At 67.9% G+C, this 14539-nt stretch carries 17 protein-coding genes; 9 read left to right on the forward strand and 8 right to left on the reverse strand.

Annotated elements, in window-relative coordinates; genetic code table 11:
• The first annotated feature begins 2 nt into the window (after window positions 1-2).
• Genes lepB through nagZ form a run of 8 tightly spaced genes read left to right on the forward strand, consistent with a single transcriptional unit; the run spans window position 3 to window position 5954 of the window.
• Complete coding sequence (gene lepB, locus ACPWT1_RS10435; RefSeq protein ID WP_427915295.1) at window positions 3-977, forward strand: signal peptidase I; 975 nt, start codon at window positions 3-5, stop codon at window positions 975-977.
• Window positions 978-1005: 28 nt separating this feature from the next.
• The gene (locus ACPWT1_RS10440; protein ID WP_427915296.1) at window positions 1006-1359 is read left to right on the forward strand and encodes a DUF4845 domain-containing protein; all 354 of its coding nucleotides are present in this window, start codon (window positions 1006-1008) and stop codon (window positions 1357-1359) included.
• A 13-nt stretch (window positions 1360-1372) separates the two neighbouring features.
• Window positions 1373-2065: a ribonuclease III gene (gene rnc, locus ACPWT1_RS10445; RefSeq protein WP_427915297.1), complete on the forward strand. Its 693-nt coding sequence runs from the start codon at window positions 1373-1375 to the stop codon at window positions 2063-2065.
• 17 nt (window positions 2066-2082) lie between these two features.
• Window positions 2083-3009, forward strand: coding sequence for a GTPase Era (gene era, locus ACPWT1_RS10450; protein WP_427915539.1), 927 nt, complete (start codon window positions 2083-2085; stop codon window positions 3007-3009).
• Window positions 2996-3748 (forward strand): DNA repair protein RecO, encoded by a 753-nt coding sequence (gene recO, locus ACPWT1_RS10455; RefSeq protein WP_427915298.1) that lies wholly within the window; start codon window positions 2996-2998, stop codon window positions 3746-3748. The genes era and recO overlap by 14 nt, the downstream gene beginning before the upstream one ends.
• Window positions 3745-4497 carry a pyridoxine 5'-phosphate synthase gene (locus ACPWT1_RS10460; RefSeq protein WP_427915299.1) on the forward strand — a complete coding sequence of 251 codons (753 nt, stop codon included), beginning with the start codon at window positions 3745-3747 and terminating at the stop codon, window positions 4495-4497. The genes recO and ACPWT1_RS10460 overlap by 4 nt, the downstream gene beginning before the upstream one ends.
• The gene (gene acpS, locus ACPWT1_RS10465) at window positions 4498-4899 is read left to right on the forward strand and encodes a holo-ACP synthase (protein WP_427915300.1); all 402 of its coding nucleotides are present in this window, start codon (window positions 4498-4500) and stop codon (window positions 4897-4899) included.
• The gene (gene nagZ, locus ACPWT1_RS10470; protein ID WP_427915301.1) at window positions 4896-5954 is read left to right on the forward strand and encodes a beta-N-acetylhexosaminidase; all 1059 of its coding nucleotides are present in this window, start codon (window positions 4896-4898) and stop codon (window positions 5952-5954) included. Before acpS ends, nagZ begins: the two co-directional genes overlap by 4 nt.
• An 8-nt stretch (window positions 5955-5962) precedes the next feature.
• On the opposite strand, the gene ACPWT1_RS10475 is transcribed toward nagZ, so the two are convergent.
• The 3 genes from ACPWT1_RS10475 to ACPWT1_RS10485 all read right to left on the reverse strand — a co-directional run bounded on the left by ACPWT1_RS10475 (window position 5963) and on the right by ACPWT1_RS10485 (window position 9484).
• Window positions 5963-7222, reverse strand: coding sequence for an Hsp70 family protein (locus ACPWT1_RS10475; RefSeq protein ID WP_427915302.1), 1260 nt, complete (start codon window positions 7220-7222; stop codon window positions 5963-5965).
• Window positions 7219-8754 (reverse strand): lysine--tRNA ligase, encoded by a 1536-nt coding sequence (gene lysS / locus ACPWT1_RS10480; protein WP_427915303.1) that lies wholly within the window; start codon window positions 8752-8754, stop codon window positions 7219-7221. The genes ACPWT1_RS10475 and lysS overlap by 4 nt, the downstream gene beginning before the upstream one ends.
• A gap of 94 nt (window positions 8755-8848) precedes the next feature.
• Entirely contained in the window at window positions 8849-9484 is a 636-nt protein-coding gene (locus tag ACPWT1_RS10485; RefSeq protein ID WP_427915304.1) for an LON peptidase substrate-binding domain-containing protein, read from the reverse strand.
• Window positions 9485-9536: 52 nt separating this feature from the next.
• Here ACPWT1_RS10485 and ACPWT1_RS10490 point away from each other — a divergent pair, with 52 nt between their 5' ends.
• Window positions 9537-10076: a YggT family protein gene (locus ACPWT1_RS10490; RefSeq protein WP_427915305.1), complete on the forward strand. Its 540-nt coding sequence runs from the start codon at window positions 9537-9539 to the stop codon at window positions 10074-10076.
• A gap of 16 nt (window positions 10077-10092) precedes the next feature.
• Here ACPWT1_RS10490 and accD read toward each other — a convergent pair whose 3' ends face one another.
• From accD to truA, 5 genes are read right to left on the reverse strand one after another with little or no spacing between them, the layout of a single operon-like run.
• The gene (gene accD / locus ACPWT1_RS10495) at window positions 10093-10965 is read right to left on the reverse strand and encodes an acetyl-CoA carboxylase, carboxyltransferase subunit beta (RefSeq protein WP_427915306.1); all 873 of its coding nucleotides are present in this window, start codon (window positions 10963-10965) and stop codon (window positions 10093-10095) included.
• 30 nt (window positions 10966-10995) lie between these two features.
• Window positions 10996-11805: a tryptophan synthase subunit alpha gene (gene trpA / locus ACPWT1_RS10500; RefSeq protein ID WP_427915307.1), complete on the reverse strand. Its 810-nt coding sequence runs from the start codon at window positions 11803-11805 to the stop codon at window positions 10996-10998.
• Entirely contained in the window at window positions 11802-13049 is a 1248-nt protein-coding gene (gene trpB, locus ACPWT1_RS10505; RefSeq protein ID WP_427915308.1) for a tryptophan synthase subunit beta, read from the reverse strand. Before trpB ends, trpA begins: the two co-directional genes overlap by 4 nt.
• Window positions 13027-13749 carry a phosphoribosylanthranilate isomerase gene (locus ACPWT1_RS10510; RefSeq protein ID WP_427915309.1) on the reverse strand — a complete coding sequence of 241 codons (723 nt, stop codon included), beginning with the start codon at window positions 13747-13749 and terminating at the stop codon, window positions 13027-13029. The genes trpB and ACPWT1_RS10510 overlap by 23 nt, the downstream gene beginning before the upstream one ends.
• Window positions 13746-14528 (reverse strand): tRNA pseudouridine(38-40) synthase TruA, encoded by a 783-nt coding sequence (truA, locus tag ACPWT1_RS10515; protein WP_427915310.1) that lies wholly within the window; start codon window positions 14526-14528, stop codon window positions 13746-13748. Before truA ends, ACPWT1_RS10510 begins: the two co-directional genes overlap by 4 nt.
• Between the last annotated feature and the right edge of the window lie 11 nt (window positions 14529-14539).

Below are 14539 nucleotides of genomic sequence, written 5' to 3' on the forward strand. Positions count from 1 at the left end.
CGATGCCGGTCCTGACCGCCGCCATCCTCGCGGCCTTCGGCGGCTATGCAGTCGCCTGGTACATGGGCCTGGTGGAAGGCAACTTCGCATTGCTGCTCCTGCTGGCCACCGTCGTCACCGGCATCTACTGGATTGCCGAGCGCTTCGTGTTCCTGCCCCGGCGCCGGCGAGCGGCCGACACGCTGGCCGTGCAGGCGGAAGCACGCCGCGGCCAACTCGCCGCGCAGGGCATCACGCAGGTGGACAACGTGGACATCGGGCAGGCGCGGCAGCGGCTGCTGATGCAGCCCTGGTGGCTGGATTGGACCGCAGGGCTGTTTCCCGTCATCCTGGCCGTCTTCGTGCTGCGCTCGTTCATCGTCGAGCCGTTCAAGATTCCGTCGGGTTCGATGATCCCCACGCTGTTGGTTGGCGACCTGATCCTGGTGAACAAGTTCACGTACGGGCTCCGGTTGCCGGTGCTCAACACGAAGATCACCGAAGGCCGTCCGCCGCAGCGGGGCGACGTGATGGTGTTCCGCTATCCGCCCAAGCCGAGCCTCGACTACATCAAGCGAGTCGTCGGTGTTCCGGGGGACGAGGTCGCGTACATCAACAAGCGCCTGACCATCAATGGGAAGCCGGTTCCCAAGGAGGCGATGGGCGAGTTCCTCGACGAGGACTCCATGCGCTACTTCCCGCAGTACAGCGAGTTGCTCGGGTCGGCCAGGCACCGGATCCTGAACGACGACAGCCGACGCGCCGGCCTCGATCCGATCGAGGTGATGGACTTTCCAGGCAAGGAGAATTGCCGCTACAGTGTCGAGGGCGTGGTCTGCAAGGTGCCGCAGGGGCAGTACTTCATGATGGGCGACAACCGGGACAACTCCCAGGATTCGCGGTACTGGGGCTTCGTGCCCGACCGCAACATCGTGGGCAGGGCGTTCCTCATCTGGATGAACTTCGGCAACCTGAAGCGGATCGGGTCGTTCGAGTAGACAGCATAAGAGCGGAGCGAGGGGTCAGATGAAGCGCAGTTCCAGGAGCCGGCAGGCCGGTATCTCCTTTTTCGGCTTGGTGTTCGTGATGGCAGTGCTGGCCGGCTTGGCCGTACTGGCAGCCCAGGCCGTCCCATCGATGGTCGAATACCAGGCGGCAGTGAAGGCGGTCAATCGCGCCAAGGACAGCGGCTCTGTTGCCGAGATCCGGAACGCCTTCCAGAGGTCCGCAGACATCGACGACATCCAGTCGATCAAGGCCAGCGACCTCGCGATCGGCAAGGAAGGCGATCGCAACGTGATCTCCTTTGCCTACAACAAGGAAATCCACATGGTCGGCCCGGCGTACCTGCTCCTGAAGTACGCCTACGAGTCCAAGTGACCCTCCTGACCGCGTGAATGGCGAAGCACCCGTCCTGGCGCAACTGCAGTCCCGGCTGCAGCATCGCTTCGCCCGTCCGGGCCTGCTGTTGCAGGCACTGACGCACCGCAGCTTCTCGTCCGAGCACAACGAGCGCCTGGAATTCCTGGGGGACGCCGTTCTCAACCTGGCGGTTGCCGCCATGCTGTTCGAGAAGCTCGGCACCCTGCCGGAGGGCGATTTGTCGCGCGTCCGCGCCAATCTCGTGAAGCAGGAAACGCTGCATCAGATCGCCCTCGGCCTGGGGCTGCCCCAACTCCTGCGCCTCGGCGAGGGCGAGGCCCGGTCGGGCGGCCACAAGCGGCCATCGATCCTGGCCGACGCGCTCGAGGCGATCGTCGGCGCGGTTCACCTTGACGCAGGCTACGTGCCGGCCGAAGCTCTGGTGCACAGGCTTTATGGGGACGTGAGCATCACCCCCAGCATGCAGGCCGCTGCCAAGGACCCCAAGACCGAACTGCAGGAATGGCTGCAGGGACGCAAGATGAAGCTTCCCGTGTACCGCGTGGCCGCCACCCTGGGTGCGGCCCACAAGCAGACTTTCGACGTCGAGTGCGAGATCCCCGACCTGGGCGTCTGCGAACGGGGCATCGGCGGGTCACGGCGCGCCGCAGAGCAGGCCGCCGCCGCTGCGGCGCTGCTCGCGTTGAAGGCGAAGTCCAGGTGAGTACGCCGGACCAATCCATGCCGCCGGATGCGCCTGCCGCCTCCGTCGAAGGCCAGCGCTGCGGCGTGATCGCCATCGTGGGCAAGCCCAACGTCGGGAAGTCCACCCTGCTGAACGCGCTGGTCGGCCAGAAGATCAGCATCACCTCGCGGAAGGCGCAGACCACGCGCCACCGCATCACGGGCATCCGAACCATCGGGGCCACGCAATTCATCTTCGTCGACACGCCGGGCTTCCAGACGCGGCACGCCACTGCGCTGAACCGCTCGTTGAACAAGACGGTCATGGGCGCGGTCGGCGATGTCGACCTGGTGCTGTTCGTCGTCGAAGCCGGACGCTTCGGGCCCGGCGACGCGAAGGTGCTGTCGCTCCTCAAGCCCGGCGTGCCGGCCCTTCTGGTGGCCAACAAGCTCGACCAGGTGGGCCGCCGCGCGGAGATCGCGCCGTGGCTGCAGCAGATGCAGGAGCGTCACGCGTTCGCGGAGTTCGTGCCGATGTCGGCCAAGAACGCCAAGGACATCGAGCGGCTGTTCGGCATCTGCGAGAAGTACCTGCCGCAGCAGCCCTGGTGGTACGGCGAGGACGAGCTCACCGATCGCAGCGAGAAGTTCCTCGCCGGCGAGACCGTGCGCGAGAAGCTGTTCCGCCTCACGGGCGAGGAGCTCCCGTACACGTCGACGGTGGTCGTCGACAAGTTCGACGAGGAACCGAGCCCGCAGCATGGCCGGTTCGTCCGCATCGCGGCGACCATCGTCGTGGAACGCGACAGCCACAAGGCGATGGTGATCGGCGAGAAAGGCGAGCGCCTCAAGCGCATCGGCACGGAGACCCGCCAGGAACTCGAGAAGCTGCTCGGGGCCAAGGTCTTCATCGAGCTGTGGGTCAAGGTGCGTTCCGGATGGGCCGACGACGAGGCGCGGGTGCGCAGCTTTGGCTACGAGTAGGCGCATCGGCGATGAGCCGGCGTTCGTGCTGCACCGGTACGACTGGAGCGAATCGAGCCTGATCCTGGAGGTGTTCTCGCGGCACCATGGTCGCATCGCGCTCGTGGCCAAGGGCGCCAAACGCCCCAGCTCGAGCTTCCGCCCCGTGCTGCTGCCGCTGCAGCCGCTGCGCATCGCGTTCGGTGGTGATGCGGAGATCCGCACGCTGAAGGGTGCCGAGTGGGTGGGCGGCCAGGTCATGCCCACCGGCGACGCACTGCTCTCCGGCTATTACCTCAACGAATTGCTGCTGCGTTTGCTGGCACGGGACGATGCGCATCCGCGCCTGTTCGACACGTATGCCGGCGCCGTGCACGTCCTCGGCTCGGAGCACGGCGAGGCGCTGCAACCCGCCTTGCGCGCGTTCGAATTGCTCCTCCTGCGCGAGGTGGGCCTGCTGCCTGCGCTCGACCTGCAGACCAGCACGCTGGAGGCGTTGCGGCCGTCGGCTCGCTACAGCCTCGTGCCCGAGGGCGGCGTGGTCGAGGCGGCAGACGGCCAGGAGCGGGGCAGCCTTGCCGGTGAACAGTGGATGGCCTTGCAGGCAGCGCTGGACGACCCGGCGCCCTTCGGCGCAGTGCTGGGCGCGGTCGGCAGCATGCCGGAGCTGAAGGGGCAGCTGCGCCAGTTGCTGCACTACCATTGCGGCGTCGCCACGCTGCGCACGCGCCAGCTGCTGCTCGACCTGCAACTGCTATGACACGCCCCAAGACTGCTTTGTCCGTGAACCTGAACAAGGTGGCCCTGGTGCGCAACACCCGCCACCTCAACATTCCGAACGTGGCACGCGCGGCGTCGATCTGCCTGCAGGCGGGAGCCCATGGGATCACGGTGCATCCCCGCCCGGACGCGCGCCACATCCGGGGCGAGGACGTCCCGGCACTGCACGAGGTGGTCTGCCATCACCCGGGTGCCGAGTACAACATCGAGGGCAATCCGTTCCATAACCTGATGGAGCATGTGCGCCGCTTGCGGCCGCACCAGTGCACGCTGGTCCCGGACACCGAAGGCCAGTTCACGAGCGACCACGGCTGGGACATGGCCGTCGACGCGCAGCGCCTGTTGCCCATCGTGGAGGAAGCCAGGTCGCTGGGAGTGCGCGTCAGCCTCTTCATGGACCCGGAGCCGTCGATGATGGCGGCCGTGCGGGATGTCGGCGCCGACCGCATCGAGCTCTACACCGAGAGCTACGCACGGGCCTGGGGCACGCCACGCCAGTCGGAATTGCTGGACCGGTTCGCCAAGGCCGCGCAGGCGGCCCTCGATGTCGGCTTGGGCGTCAACGCCGGCCACGACCTCAACCGCGACAACCTCACCGACTTCCTGCGCCACGTGCCGGGTGTCCGGGAGGTCTCCATCGGCCACGCCTTCATCGCCGACGCACTGGAGCTCGGGTACGCCGCCACGGTGCGTGCCTACCTCGACGCCATCGACGCTGCCTTTGCCTGAATGATCTACGGCATCGGCACCGACATCTGCGACGTGCGCCGCATCCGCCTCTCCTTCGAGCGGCACGGTGAGCGGTTCGCGCAGAAGATCCTGGCCGATGGCGAACTCGCCACCTGGCGCACCCGCAACGCACGCTGGCCCGACCGCGGGCTGCGCTACCTCGCGACGCGCTTCTCCGCCAAGGAGGCATTCAGCAAGGCCATCGGCATGGGCATGCGGATGCCCATGACCTGGCGCCTGTGCGAGATCGGCAAGCTGGCCAGTGGCCAGCCCGTGATCGTGCTCCACGGCGCGCTGAAGGACTGGTTCGATGCCCGCGGCCTCACCGCGCACGTGAGCGTCACCGACGAAACCGACTATGCCGCCAGCTTCGTGGTGGTGGAACGAACGACAACCCCATGAGCGACCACGCACCCCTCATCCTCGATATCGCCGGCACCACGCTGACCGACACCGACCGTGCCCGCCTCGCGCATCCGCTCACCGGCGGCATGATCCTGTTCGCGCGCAACTGGCAGAACCGGCAGCAGCTCACTGCGTTGTGCGCCGAGATCAAGGAGGTGCGCGAGGACCTGCTGATCTGCGTCGACCACGAGGGCGGCCGGGTGCAACGGTTCCGCACCGACGGCTTCACGCACCTGCCGCCCATGCGCACGCTGGGGGAGCTGTGGATGCGCGATGCCCTTGCCGCCACCAATGCCGCCACGGCGGCGGGCTACGTTCTCGGAGCGGAGTTGCGCGCCTGCGGCGTCGACTTCAGCTTCACGCCCGTCCTCGACCTCGACTGGGGCGAGAGCGGCGTCATCGGCGACCGGGCTTTCCATCGCGATGCACGTGTCGCCGCGCTGCTGGCCAAGAGCCTGATGCACGGCCTCCTGCAGGCAGGCGTGGCCAACTGCGGCAAGCACTTCCCCGGCCATGGATTCGTCAAGGCGGATTCGCACACCGAGATCCCGGTCGACGACCGCAGCCTGAAGGCCATCCTCGCGGAAGACGCCGCACCTTATGGCTGGTTGAACACCACGCTCACCAGCGTGATGCCGGCGCACGTGATCTACCCGAAGGTGGACCGGCTGCCCGCCGGCTTCTCGGCCCGCTGGTTGCAGGCCGTGTTGCGCGATCGCCTGGGATTCGCGGGCGCGATCTTCAGCGATGACCTGAGCATGGAAGGCGCGCGCCGCATCGAAGGCCGCGAGGTGAGCTACACCGAAGCGGCGCTCGTCGCCCTGAAGGCAGGCTGCGACATGGTGCTGCTGTGCAACCAGTCGGTGGGCGAGGGGCGTCCCGTGGACGAACTGCTCGACGGCCTGGCCGAGGCGCAGGTCAAGGGCGCGTGGGCGCCCGACCCGGTGAGCGAGCAGCGGCGACTGGCGCTGCTGCCGGTCGGGGCCGCACCCGAGTGGGGCGACCTGATGGTCCAGCCCCGCTACATGCAGGCGCTGCGCACGCTGCCCTGAGGGCGACTTCAACGCTGCGCGGCGTACGCCAAGCCCGCGGCGACGCCGCCGAACAGGTCGCCCTGCACCAGCGGCACGTCCTTGAAGCGGTCGCCCAGGCGTGCCTGCAGCGTGGCCAGCGCCGACGAGCCGCCCGTGAGGTAGATCGCGTCCAGCTGCGTGGCGGCGAGGCCGGCTCGCCCCACGCATGCCTCCGCGCAATCCACCACACGCGCCAGCAGGTCGCCCAATTGCTCGGTCATCGCAGCCGGCTCGACGCTCGCCCGTAACCCGTTCTCGACCGCGTCGAGATCAATCCGTGCAGCGGCTGCTTCCACGGAGCAGCGGATCTTGGCCTCTTCCACTTCGCTGGCGAGGCGATGGCCGAGTCGCTGCTGCAGGACGGCCATCAGACGTCGGTGCAGTTGCTGGTCGCTGTAGTTGGTGCGCAGCGATTGCGCTTCAGCCATCCGCCGCGGCGCGTACTGGAAGTTGATCAGGTGCCAGGTCGCCAGCTCGATGAAGATGGAACTGGGCACGGGTCGTCCATCCGGTCCCGCGTGGCCGAGGCCGAGCAAGGGCATGACCTCGGCGACGTTGAGCTTGCGGTCGAAGTCGGTGCCGCCGATGTGCACCCCGGTCGTGGCCAGGATGTCGTCCTCGCGCTGGGTGCGGCCGAGCCGCGAGGGGCCAAGGCGGACCACGGTGAAGTCCGACGTGCCGCCGCCCACGTCCACGACGAGTGCCTGCACCTCGCGATCCAGGCGGCGCTCGTAGTCGAAGGCCGCGGCGATCGGCTCGAGCTCGAAGTCCACCTCGGCGAACCCCGCCGCGAGGGCTGCCTGCTGCAACGATCGCTGCGCCTGCCGGTCCCGTTCCGGCGAATCGTCGACGAAGTGCACCGGCCGGCCGATCAGCACGCGCGGCGCCAGTGCGCCCACCTGCGCGCGAGCGCGATCCGCTAGTTCGGCGATGAAGCGCGACACGATCTCCTGGAATGCGAGCGAGCCCCAGCCGATGTTCGTCTGCTCCGCCATCAGGCTGCTGCCCAGCAGGCTCTTGAGCGATCGCATCAGCCGCCCATCGACACCGGCGAGGTACAGCGCCATCGCATCGCGGCCGAAATGGACCGTCTTGTCCTCGGCGTTGAAGAAGACGGCCGTCGGCAAGGTGGTTGCGGCGCCCTCCAGCGGCAGCAGCCGCGCGACGCCATCGGCGCCCACGACCGCGACGGCCGAATTGGAGGTGCCGAAGTCGATGCCGAGCGTGTGCGTGCCGGTTCCCCTCATTCCCGGCGCAGCGCCGGGAAGAGGATGACGTCCCTGATGCTGGGGCTGTCGGTCAGCAGCATCATGAGCCGGTCGATGCCGATGCCGCAGCCGCCCGTGGGCGGCATGCCGTATTCGAGCGCACGCACGAAGTCGTGGTCGAAGAACATGGCCTCGTCATCGCCGGCGTCCTTGGCGTCGACCTGGGCCATGAAGCGCGCTGCCTGGTCCTCGGCGTCGTTCAATTCCGAGAAGCCGTTGCCGAACTCGCGTCCGGTGATGTACAGCTCGAAGCGCTCGGTGACCTCGGGACGCTCGTCGTTGGCCCGTGCCAGCGGCGAGATCTCGGTCGGGTGTTCCATGATGAAGGTCGGCTGCCAGAGCTTCTCCTCCACCGTCTCCTCGAAGTAGAGCACCTGCAGGCTGGCGAGCGAGCGCTTCGACAGTCGGTCCTTCTCCTCGCTCAGGCCGAGCTTCTTCAGGGCGCCGATCAACCATCCGGCGTCATCAGCGCCGGCGCCGGCGTCGGTGTGTTTGCCGATCGCCTGGCGAATGGTGAGCCGCTCGAAGGGCGCGGCCAGGTCGACGGGCTTGCCCTGGTAGGTCAGCTGCAACGTGCCCACGGCCTTCTGCGCGGCATCGCGCACCAGCGACTCGGTGAAGTCCATCAGGTCGCGGTAGTTCCAGTACGCCGCGTAGAACTCCATCATCGTGAACTCGGGGTTGTGCCGCACCGAGATCCCTTCGTTGCGGAAGTTCCGGTTGATCTCGAACACCCGCTCGAAGCCGCCGACGACCAGCCGCTTGAGGTACAGCTCGGGCGCGATGCGCAGGAACATCTCCTGGTCCAGCGCGTTGTGGTGCGTCACGAACGGGCGCGCATTCGCGCCGCCCGGGATGGGGTGGAGCATCGGCGTCTCCACCTCCAGGAAGCCGTGCTGCACCATGAACTCGCGGATGCCGGAGACGGCCTTGCTGCGTGCGATGAAGCGCTGGCGGGCCTGCTCGTCGGTCATCAGGTCGACATAGCGCTGGCGGTACTTCACCTCCTGGTCGGCGACCCCGTGGAACTTGTCCGGCATCGGCCGCAGGCTCTTGGTCAACAGGCGGATCGAGGTGGCATGGAGCGACAGCTCGCCGGTCTTGGTCTTGAACACCTTGCCCTCGGCACCCACGATGTCGCCCAGGTCCCAGTGCTTGAACGCAGCGTAGACCTCCTCGCCCACGTCGTCGCGGGTGACGTACACCTGGATGCGGCCGCTCTGGTCCTGCAGCGTGGCGAAGCTCGCCTTGCCCATGACCCGCTTGAGCATCATGCGGCCGGCGACCCGGGCCACCGTGCCTTCGGCCAGCAGCTGTTCGCTGGCCTTGCCGCCGTGGGCCGCGTGCAGGGCACCGGCCTTGTCGCCCGGCTTGAAGTCGTTCGGGAACGCCACCCCGTTGCCTTGCTTCTGCGCCTCGCGCAGGGCCTTGAGCTTCTCGCGCCGCTCGGCGATCAGCTGGTTGTCGTCGATGGAAGCGGCAGGCGCTGCGGGCGGGGTGGTCTGGGACATGTCGGACGTGGGGCTTGGACAAGCCTGCGGGCAAACCGCTGATTCTAATTTTTTCGGCAGCGCCGGCCGGAAGGCCAGCCGGGCCAGACGATCGTCAGCCCGTGATGCCGGTGCGCGCGAGGACGTCGGTGACCAGCTCCAGCCGCACCAACGGGTTGTCCAGCTCCATCAGGCGCTGCTTCAACTGCACGGGCATCGGCAGCAGCTCGCACCAGCGGTTGGCCACCCAGGCGCAATCGTCCAGGCGCAACGGTTGCTCGATCGGCAGGGCCTCCGCCCCGCGGTCCTGGTCCTGCAACTTGCGAATCAGCGTGCCGAGCGCCGTCGCTGTCGGCTGCAGGTCCTCCGGCACGGGGACGGCCTTGTCCGCAGCGATCTGTTCGACGTCGGCCACCCACAGGCCGTGCCTGAGCTGCTCGCTGTTGCGGATGCGGAAGCGCTGCTGGCCCAGCGCGCGGATCGTCATCAACCCCGCCTGGGGCTGCTCGAACGCGCTGATCGACGCCAGCGTGCCCACGGTGGCGAACGCCTCGCGATCTCCGCCCGGACGCCGCACTTCCTGGCCCTGCGTGAGCGAGACCACGCCGAACGGCGCTCCTGCGCGCTGGCAGCGGCTGATCATGTCCAGGTAACGCACCTCGAAGATGCGCAGCGGCAGCACGCCGCCGGGGAAGAGGACCGTCCCGAGCGGGAACAGCGGGAGCGACTGCAGGGTGAGGGCTGTGGCCAAGGGAAAACGGGCGATTGCGCCGCTATCATCCCACGCGCAACCAAGGCGGGGGATGGTCTACCAAATCTTTTCGTTCCTGCTCGACGTCATCGGCGGGCTGCTCGGCGGGGCCTGCCTGCTGCGGCTGTACATGCAGTACCAGCGGGTGCCGTTCGGCAATCCGGTCGGTCGTTTCGTCTTCGCGCTCACCGACTGGCTGGTGCTGCCGCTTCGCAAGGTGCTGCCCTCCGTGCGGCGCTGGGACACGGCAAGCCTGGTCGCGGCATACCTGATCGAACTGGCGCAATTCGCGCTGTTGTGGGCGCTGATCGGTGGTGGCGGCTTCGAGGCGGTCTTCGTGCTGGCGCTGCTCGGCCTGCTGCGGCTTGCGATCTCCACCGCCACGGCGCTGGTGATCGTCTACGCGGTGCTGTCGTGGGTGCAGAACGACTCGCCGCTGTCGGACATCCTGGAGCGCCTGTGCGCGCCGCTGCTGCGGCCGATCCGCCGGGTCGTGCCGCTGGTGGGCGGCATCGACCTGTCGCCGCTGGTGCTGCTGGTGATCCTGCAGATCCTGTCGATGCTGCTGGCCGGCCTGGGAGGCCGGGTCTAAGGACCGAAGGTCCCGATCAGATCACCGCGTCGGCTGGCTGCCGCAGCAGCATGGCCAGCGTGTGCGCAATGCGGGTGCGCAGCTCGCGGCGATCGCAGATGAAATCGACGGCGCCCTTCTGCTGCAGGAATTCGGCGCGCTGGAAGCCTTCGGGCAGCGTCACTCGCACCGTCGATTCGATGACGCGGGGGCCGGCGAATCCAATCAGCGCCTTCGGCTCGGCGATCACCACGTCGCCCATGAACGCGAAGCCGGCGCTCACGCCACCCATCGTGGGGTCGGTCAGCACGCTGATGTAGGGCAGGCCCTTCTTGGCCAGGCGCGTGAGGGCCGAGTTGGTCTTGGCCATCTGCATCAGCGACAGCAGGCCCTCCTGCATGCGCGCCCCGCCGGTGGCTGTGAAGCACACGAACGGCACCTTCTGCTCCAGGGCGCCTTCGACGCCGCGCACGAAGCGCTCGCCGACCACGCTGCCCATGCTGCCGCCCATGAAGTCGAACTCGAACGCCGCGGCCACCAGGCTCACGCCGTGCACGGCGCCGCCCATCACGACCAGCGCATCGGTCTCGCCGGTGTTCTCCAGGGCTTCCTTGAGCCGCTCGGGATAGCGGCGGCTGTCCTTGAACTTGAGTGCGTCGACCGGCAGCACTTCCTGCCCGATCTCCCAGCGGCCTTCCGGATCGAGGAAACCGTCGAGGCGCGCACGGGCCCCCATGCGGTGGTGGTGGCTGCACGTGGGGCAGACATTCAGGTTCTGCTCGAGATCGGTCTTGTAAAGGACGGTCTCGCAGCTGGGACACTTGACCCACAGCCCCTCGGGCACGCTGCGGCGCTCGGCCGGGTCGGTCGGTTGGATCTTGGGGGGCAGCAGTTTCTCGAGCCAGCTCATGGGGTGGGGTGCTCCGGTGAAGAACGGATTTTATGTGTCCAGCGCCTGGCGGATGCCCCGCAAGAAGGCGGCGGCCTCGACGACTGCGCGCTCGCGTGGCTGCGATTCGAGTAACTGGATGATTCGGGTACCGATGACGACGGCATCGGCGACACGCCCGACCGCCCTGGCGCTCTCGGCGTCGCGGATCCCGAAGCCCACGCCCACCGGCACTTTCACGTGCTGGCGAATGCGCGGCAGCATCTGTTCGACCGCGGCTGTATCCAGGTGGCCGGCACCGGTGACGCCCTTGAGCGACACGTAGTACACGTAGCCGCTGGCGATGCGTGCCACCTGCTGCATCCGCTTCTCGGTCGAGGTGGGCGCCAGCAGGAAGATCAGGTCGATGCCCGCCGCCTTCAGGTCGGCCGCGAACTGCTCGCATTCCTCGGGCGGGTAGTCCACCACCAGCACGCCGTCGACCCCGGCCGCTGCAGCATCGCGGATGAAGGCTCCGGCGCCATGCGACAGGTCGTAGCGTTCGACGGGATTGGCGTACCCCATGAGGACGACCGGCGTGTCACCGTCACGCTCGCGGAAGCTGCGCACCATCGCGAGCACCTGCGTCATGCCGACGCCCAGTGCCAGCGCCTGCTCCCCCGCTTTCTGGATCACGGGGCCATCGGCCATCGGATCGGAGAACGGCACGCCCAGCTCGATGATGTCGGCGCCCGCTTCCACCATGCCGTGCATCAGCGATGGCGTGATGTCGGCGAAAGGGAAGCCGGCGGTGACGTACGGGATCAGCGCCTTGCGCCGGCTGGCGCGCAGCCGATCGAAGGTGGCGGTGATGCGGCTCATTCCTTGCCGCCTTTGAGCTTCAGGCCACGCATCGAGGGCCGGTCGTAGAAGTCGACGCCTGCGAGGTCCGCGACCGTGCCGATGTCCTTGTCGCCGCGGCCGGACAGGTTGACCAGGATGCTCTGGTCCTTCCGCATCGTTCGCGCGAGCTGCATCGCGTAGGCGACCGCATGGCTGGATTCCAGGGCCGGGATGATGCCCTCCGTGCGGCACAGGTAGTGGAAGGCGTCCAGGGCCTGCTGGTCCGTGATGCCGACGTACTCGGCGCGACCGATGTCCTTCAGCCACGAATGTTCGGGCCCGACGCCGGGATAGTCGAGGCCAGCGCTGACGCTGTGGGTCTCGGTGATCTGGCCGTTGGCGTCCTGCAGGATGTAGGTGCGGTTGCCGTGCAGGACGCCGGGGCTGCCCCGCTGCAGCGACGCCGAATGCTTGCCGCTGTCCAGGCCCTGGCCCGCGGCCTCCACGCCGACGAGGCGCGTGCCGTCGAAGGGGATGTAGGGATGGAAGATGCCCATGGCGTTGCTGCCGCCGCCGACGCAGGCGACCACGACGTCGGGCTGCCGGCCTGCCATCTTCGGCATCTGCTCGATGCACTCGTTGCCGATGACGCTCTGGAAGTCGCGCACCATCATCGGATACGGATGCGGGCCGGCCACGGTGCCGATGATGTAGAACGTGTTCTCCACGTTCGTCACCCAGTCGCGCATGGCCTCGTTCAGCGCGTCCTTCAGCGTCCGGCTGCCGGATTCCACCGGCACCACGCGGGCGCCCAGCAGGTTCATGCGATAGACGTTCGGGCTCTGGCGCTTGACGTCCTCGCTGCCCATGTAGACCACGCACTCCAGGCCGTAGCGGGCGCAGATGGTGGCGGTGGCCACGCCGTGCTGGCCCGCGCCGGTCTCGGCGATGACCCGCGGCTTGCCCATGCGGCGGGCCAGCATCGCCTGGCCGATCACGTTGTTGATCTTGTGCGCGCCGGTGTGGTTCAGGTCCTCGCGCTTCAGGTAGATCTGCGCGCCGCCCTGTTCGCGGCTCATGCGCTCGGCGTGGTAGATGGGCGAGGGCCGGCCGACGAAGTGCGCCAGCTCGTAGCGGAATTCGGCCAGGAACTCGGGATCGTTCTGGTGGCGTGCGTAGGCCGCGCGCAGTTCGTCGATGGCGTGGGTCAGCGTCTCGCTGACGAAGCTGCCGCCGTAGGGGCCGAAATGGCCGGCGGCATCAGGCTGCTGATAAGAGGGCATTGGGGGACCTTGCAAGAAGCGCGTCGGCGGCACGCACGGCCGCGACGAACTGATGGATCTTGTCCGGGTCCTTCACGCCCTTGGCGCGCTCGACCCCGGAGCTCACATCAACGGCCAGCGATCTGCACCGCGGCCGCACCTGCACGATGCCATCGGTCACGTTTGCAGGCGTCAACCCACCAGACAAGACGAGCTGAGCGTTGACGCTTGGTGGAAGACGTGACCAATCGAATGCCTTGCCGCCGCCGCCGTAGCCCTCGACGTGCGCGTCGACGACCAGGGCCCGGGCGTGGTGGTGCCGTTGCGCGAAGTCTACCAAGTCGAATGGCTGGGACGCCTCGAGCGGGATGCGTGCGGCGCGCATCCACGCGCGGCGCCCGTCCTCCGCGGCAGCCCGGCATTGCTCGGGCGTTTCGTCGCCATGGAACTGCAGCACCGCCGAGGGCAGGGCAGCGCATGCGGCGCGCACGCCTTCGACGGATTCATTGACGAACAGCAGCACGGGCGTGACGAAGGGCGGCAGCAATGCGGCCAACTCGGCCGCCCGCTGCGCGGTGACGAAGCGCGGGCTTTTCGGGTACAGGACGAAGCCGACCGCGTCGGCACCGGCCTCGGCTGCGGCCACGATGTCCTGCTCGCGCGTGAGGCCGCAGATCTTGATCCGCGTTCGCTGGCTCGACGGGGGCTGCGTAGCGCTCATGGAAGCCAATGATACGGAGGGGTGGATGCCGGCAAGCCCCAGTGGGATTCGTAGACCGGGCCGAGGAAATACAGCCCGTCGGGCGAGAACGTGGGCGCCGCGGCATCGCGACTGCGCGCGGCCAGCACTTCGTCGATCCAGGCCGGCGCTTGGTGTCCCTGCCCGACGGCGACCAGGCATCCCATGATGTTGCGGATCATGTGGTGCAGGAACGCGTTCGCCTCGAACTCGAACCGCCAGTACGGCCCCTTCCTCTCGATGTTGATGCGTCCGAGGGTCTTCACCGGCGAGCGTGCCTGGCACCCTGAAGCACGGAACGAGGTGAAATCGTGTTCACCCAGCAGCCGCGAGGCGGCGTCGCGCAACGCGCCTTCGTCGAGCGGGCGGAACACCCATCCCGCACGTCCGCTCTCGATGCTGGGCCGCACGGCGGACTCGAGCAAGACGTAGGCGTAGCGACGGGCGAGCGCACTGGCGCGCGAGTGGAACTCGGCCGGCACCGGATGCGCCCACTGCACCGCAATGTCAGGGGGCAGGAAGGTGTTGGTGCCGCGCACCCAGGAGAACGGCTCCCGGACGACACCGGTGTCGAAGTGCACCACCTGCATGAGACCGTGCACGCCCGCATCGGTGCGACCGGCGCAGACGGTCGAGACGGGTTGGTCGGCGAAGCGGGCCAGGGCCCCTTCCAGGTGGTCTTGCACCGTGCGACCAGACGGCTGGCTCTGCCAGCCGTCATAGGCCTGCCCGAGGTAGCTGATGCCGAGTGCCCACCTCACGGCCGGGCCTT

This window comes from Ramlibacter sp. MMS24-I3-19, assembly GCF_050320135.1.
In the GTDB taxonomy this organism is placed as follows: Bacteria; Pseudomonadota; Gammaproteobacteria; order Burkholderiales; family Burkholderiaceae_C; genus Ramlibacter.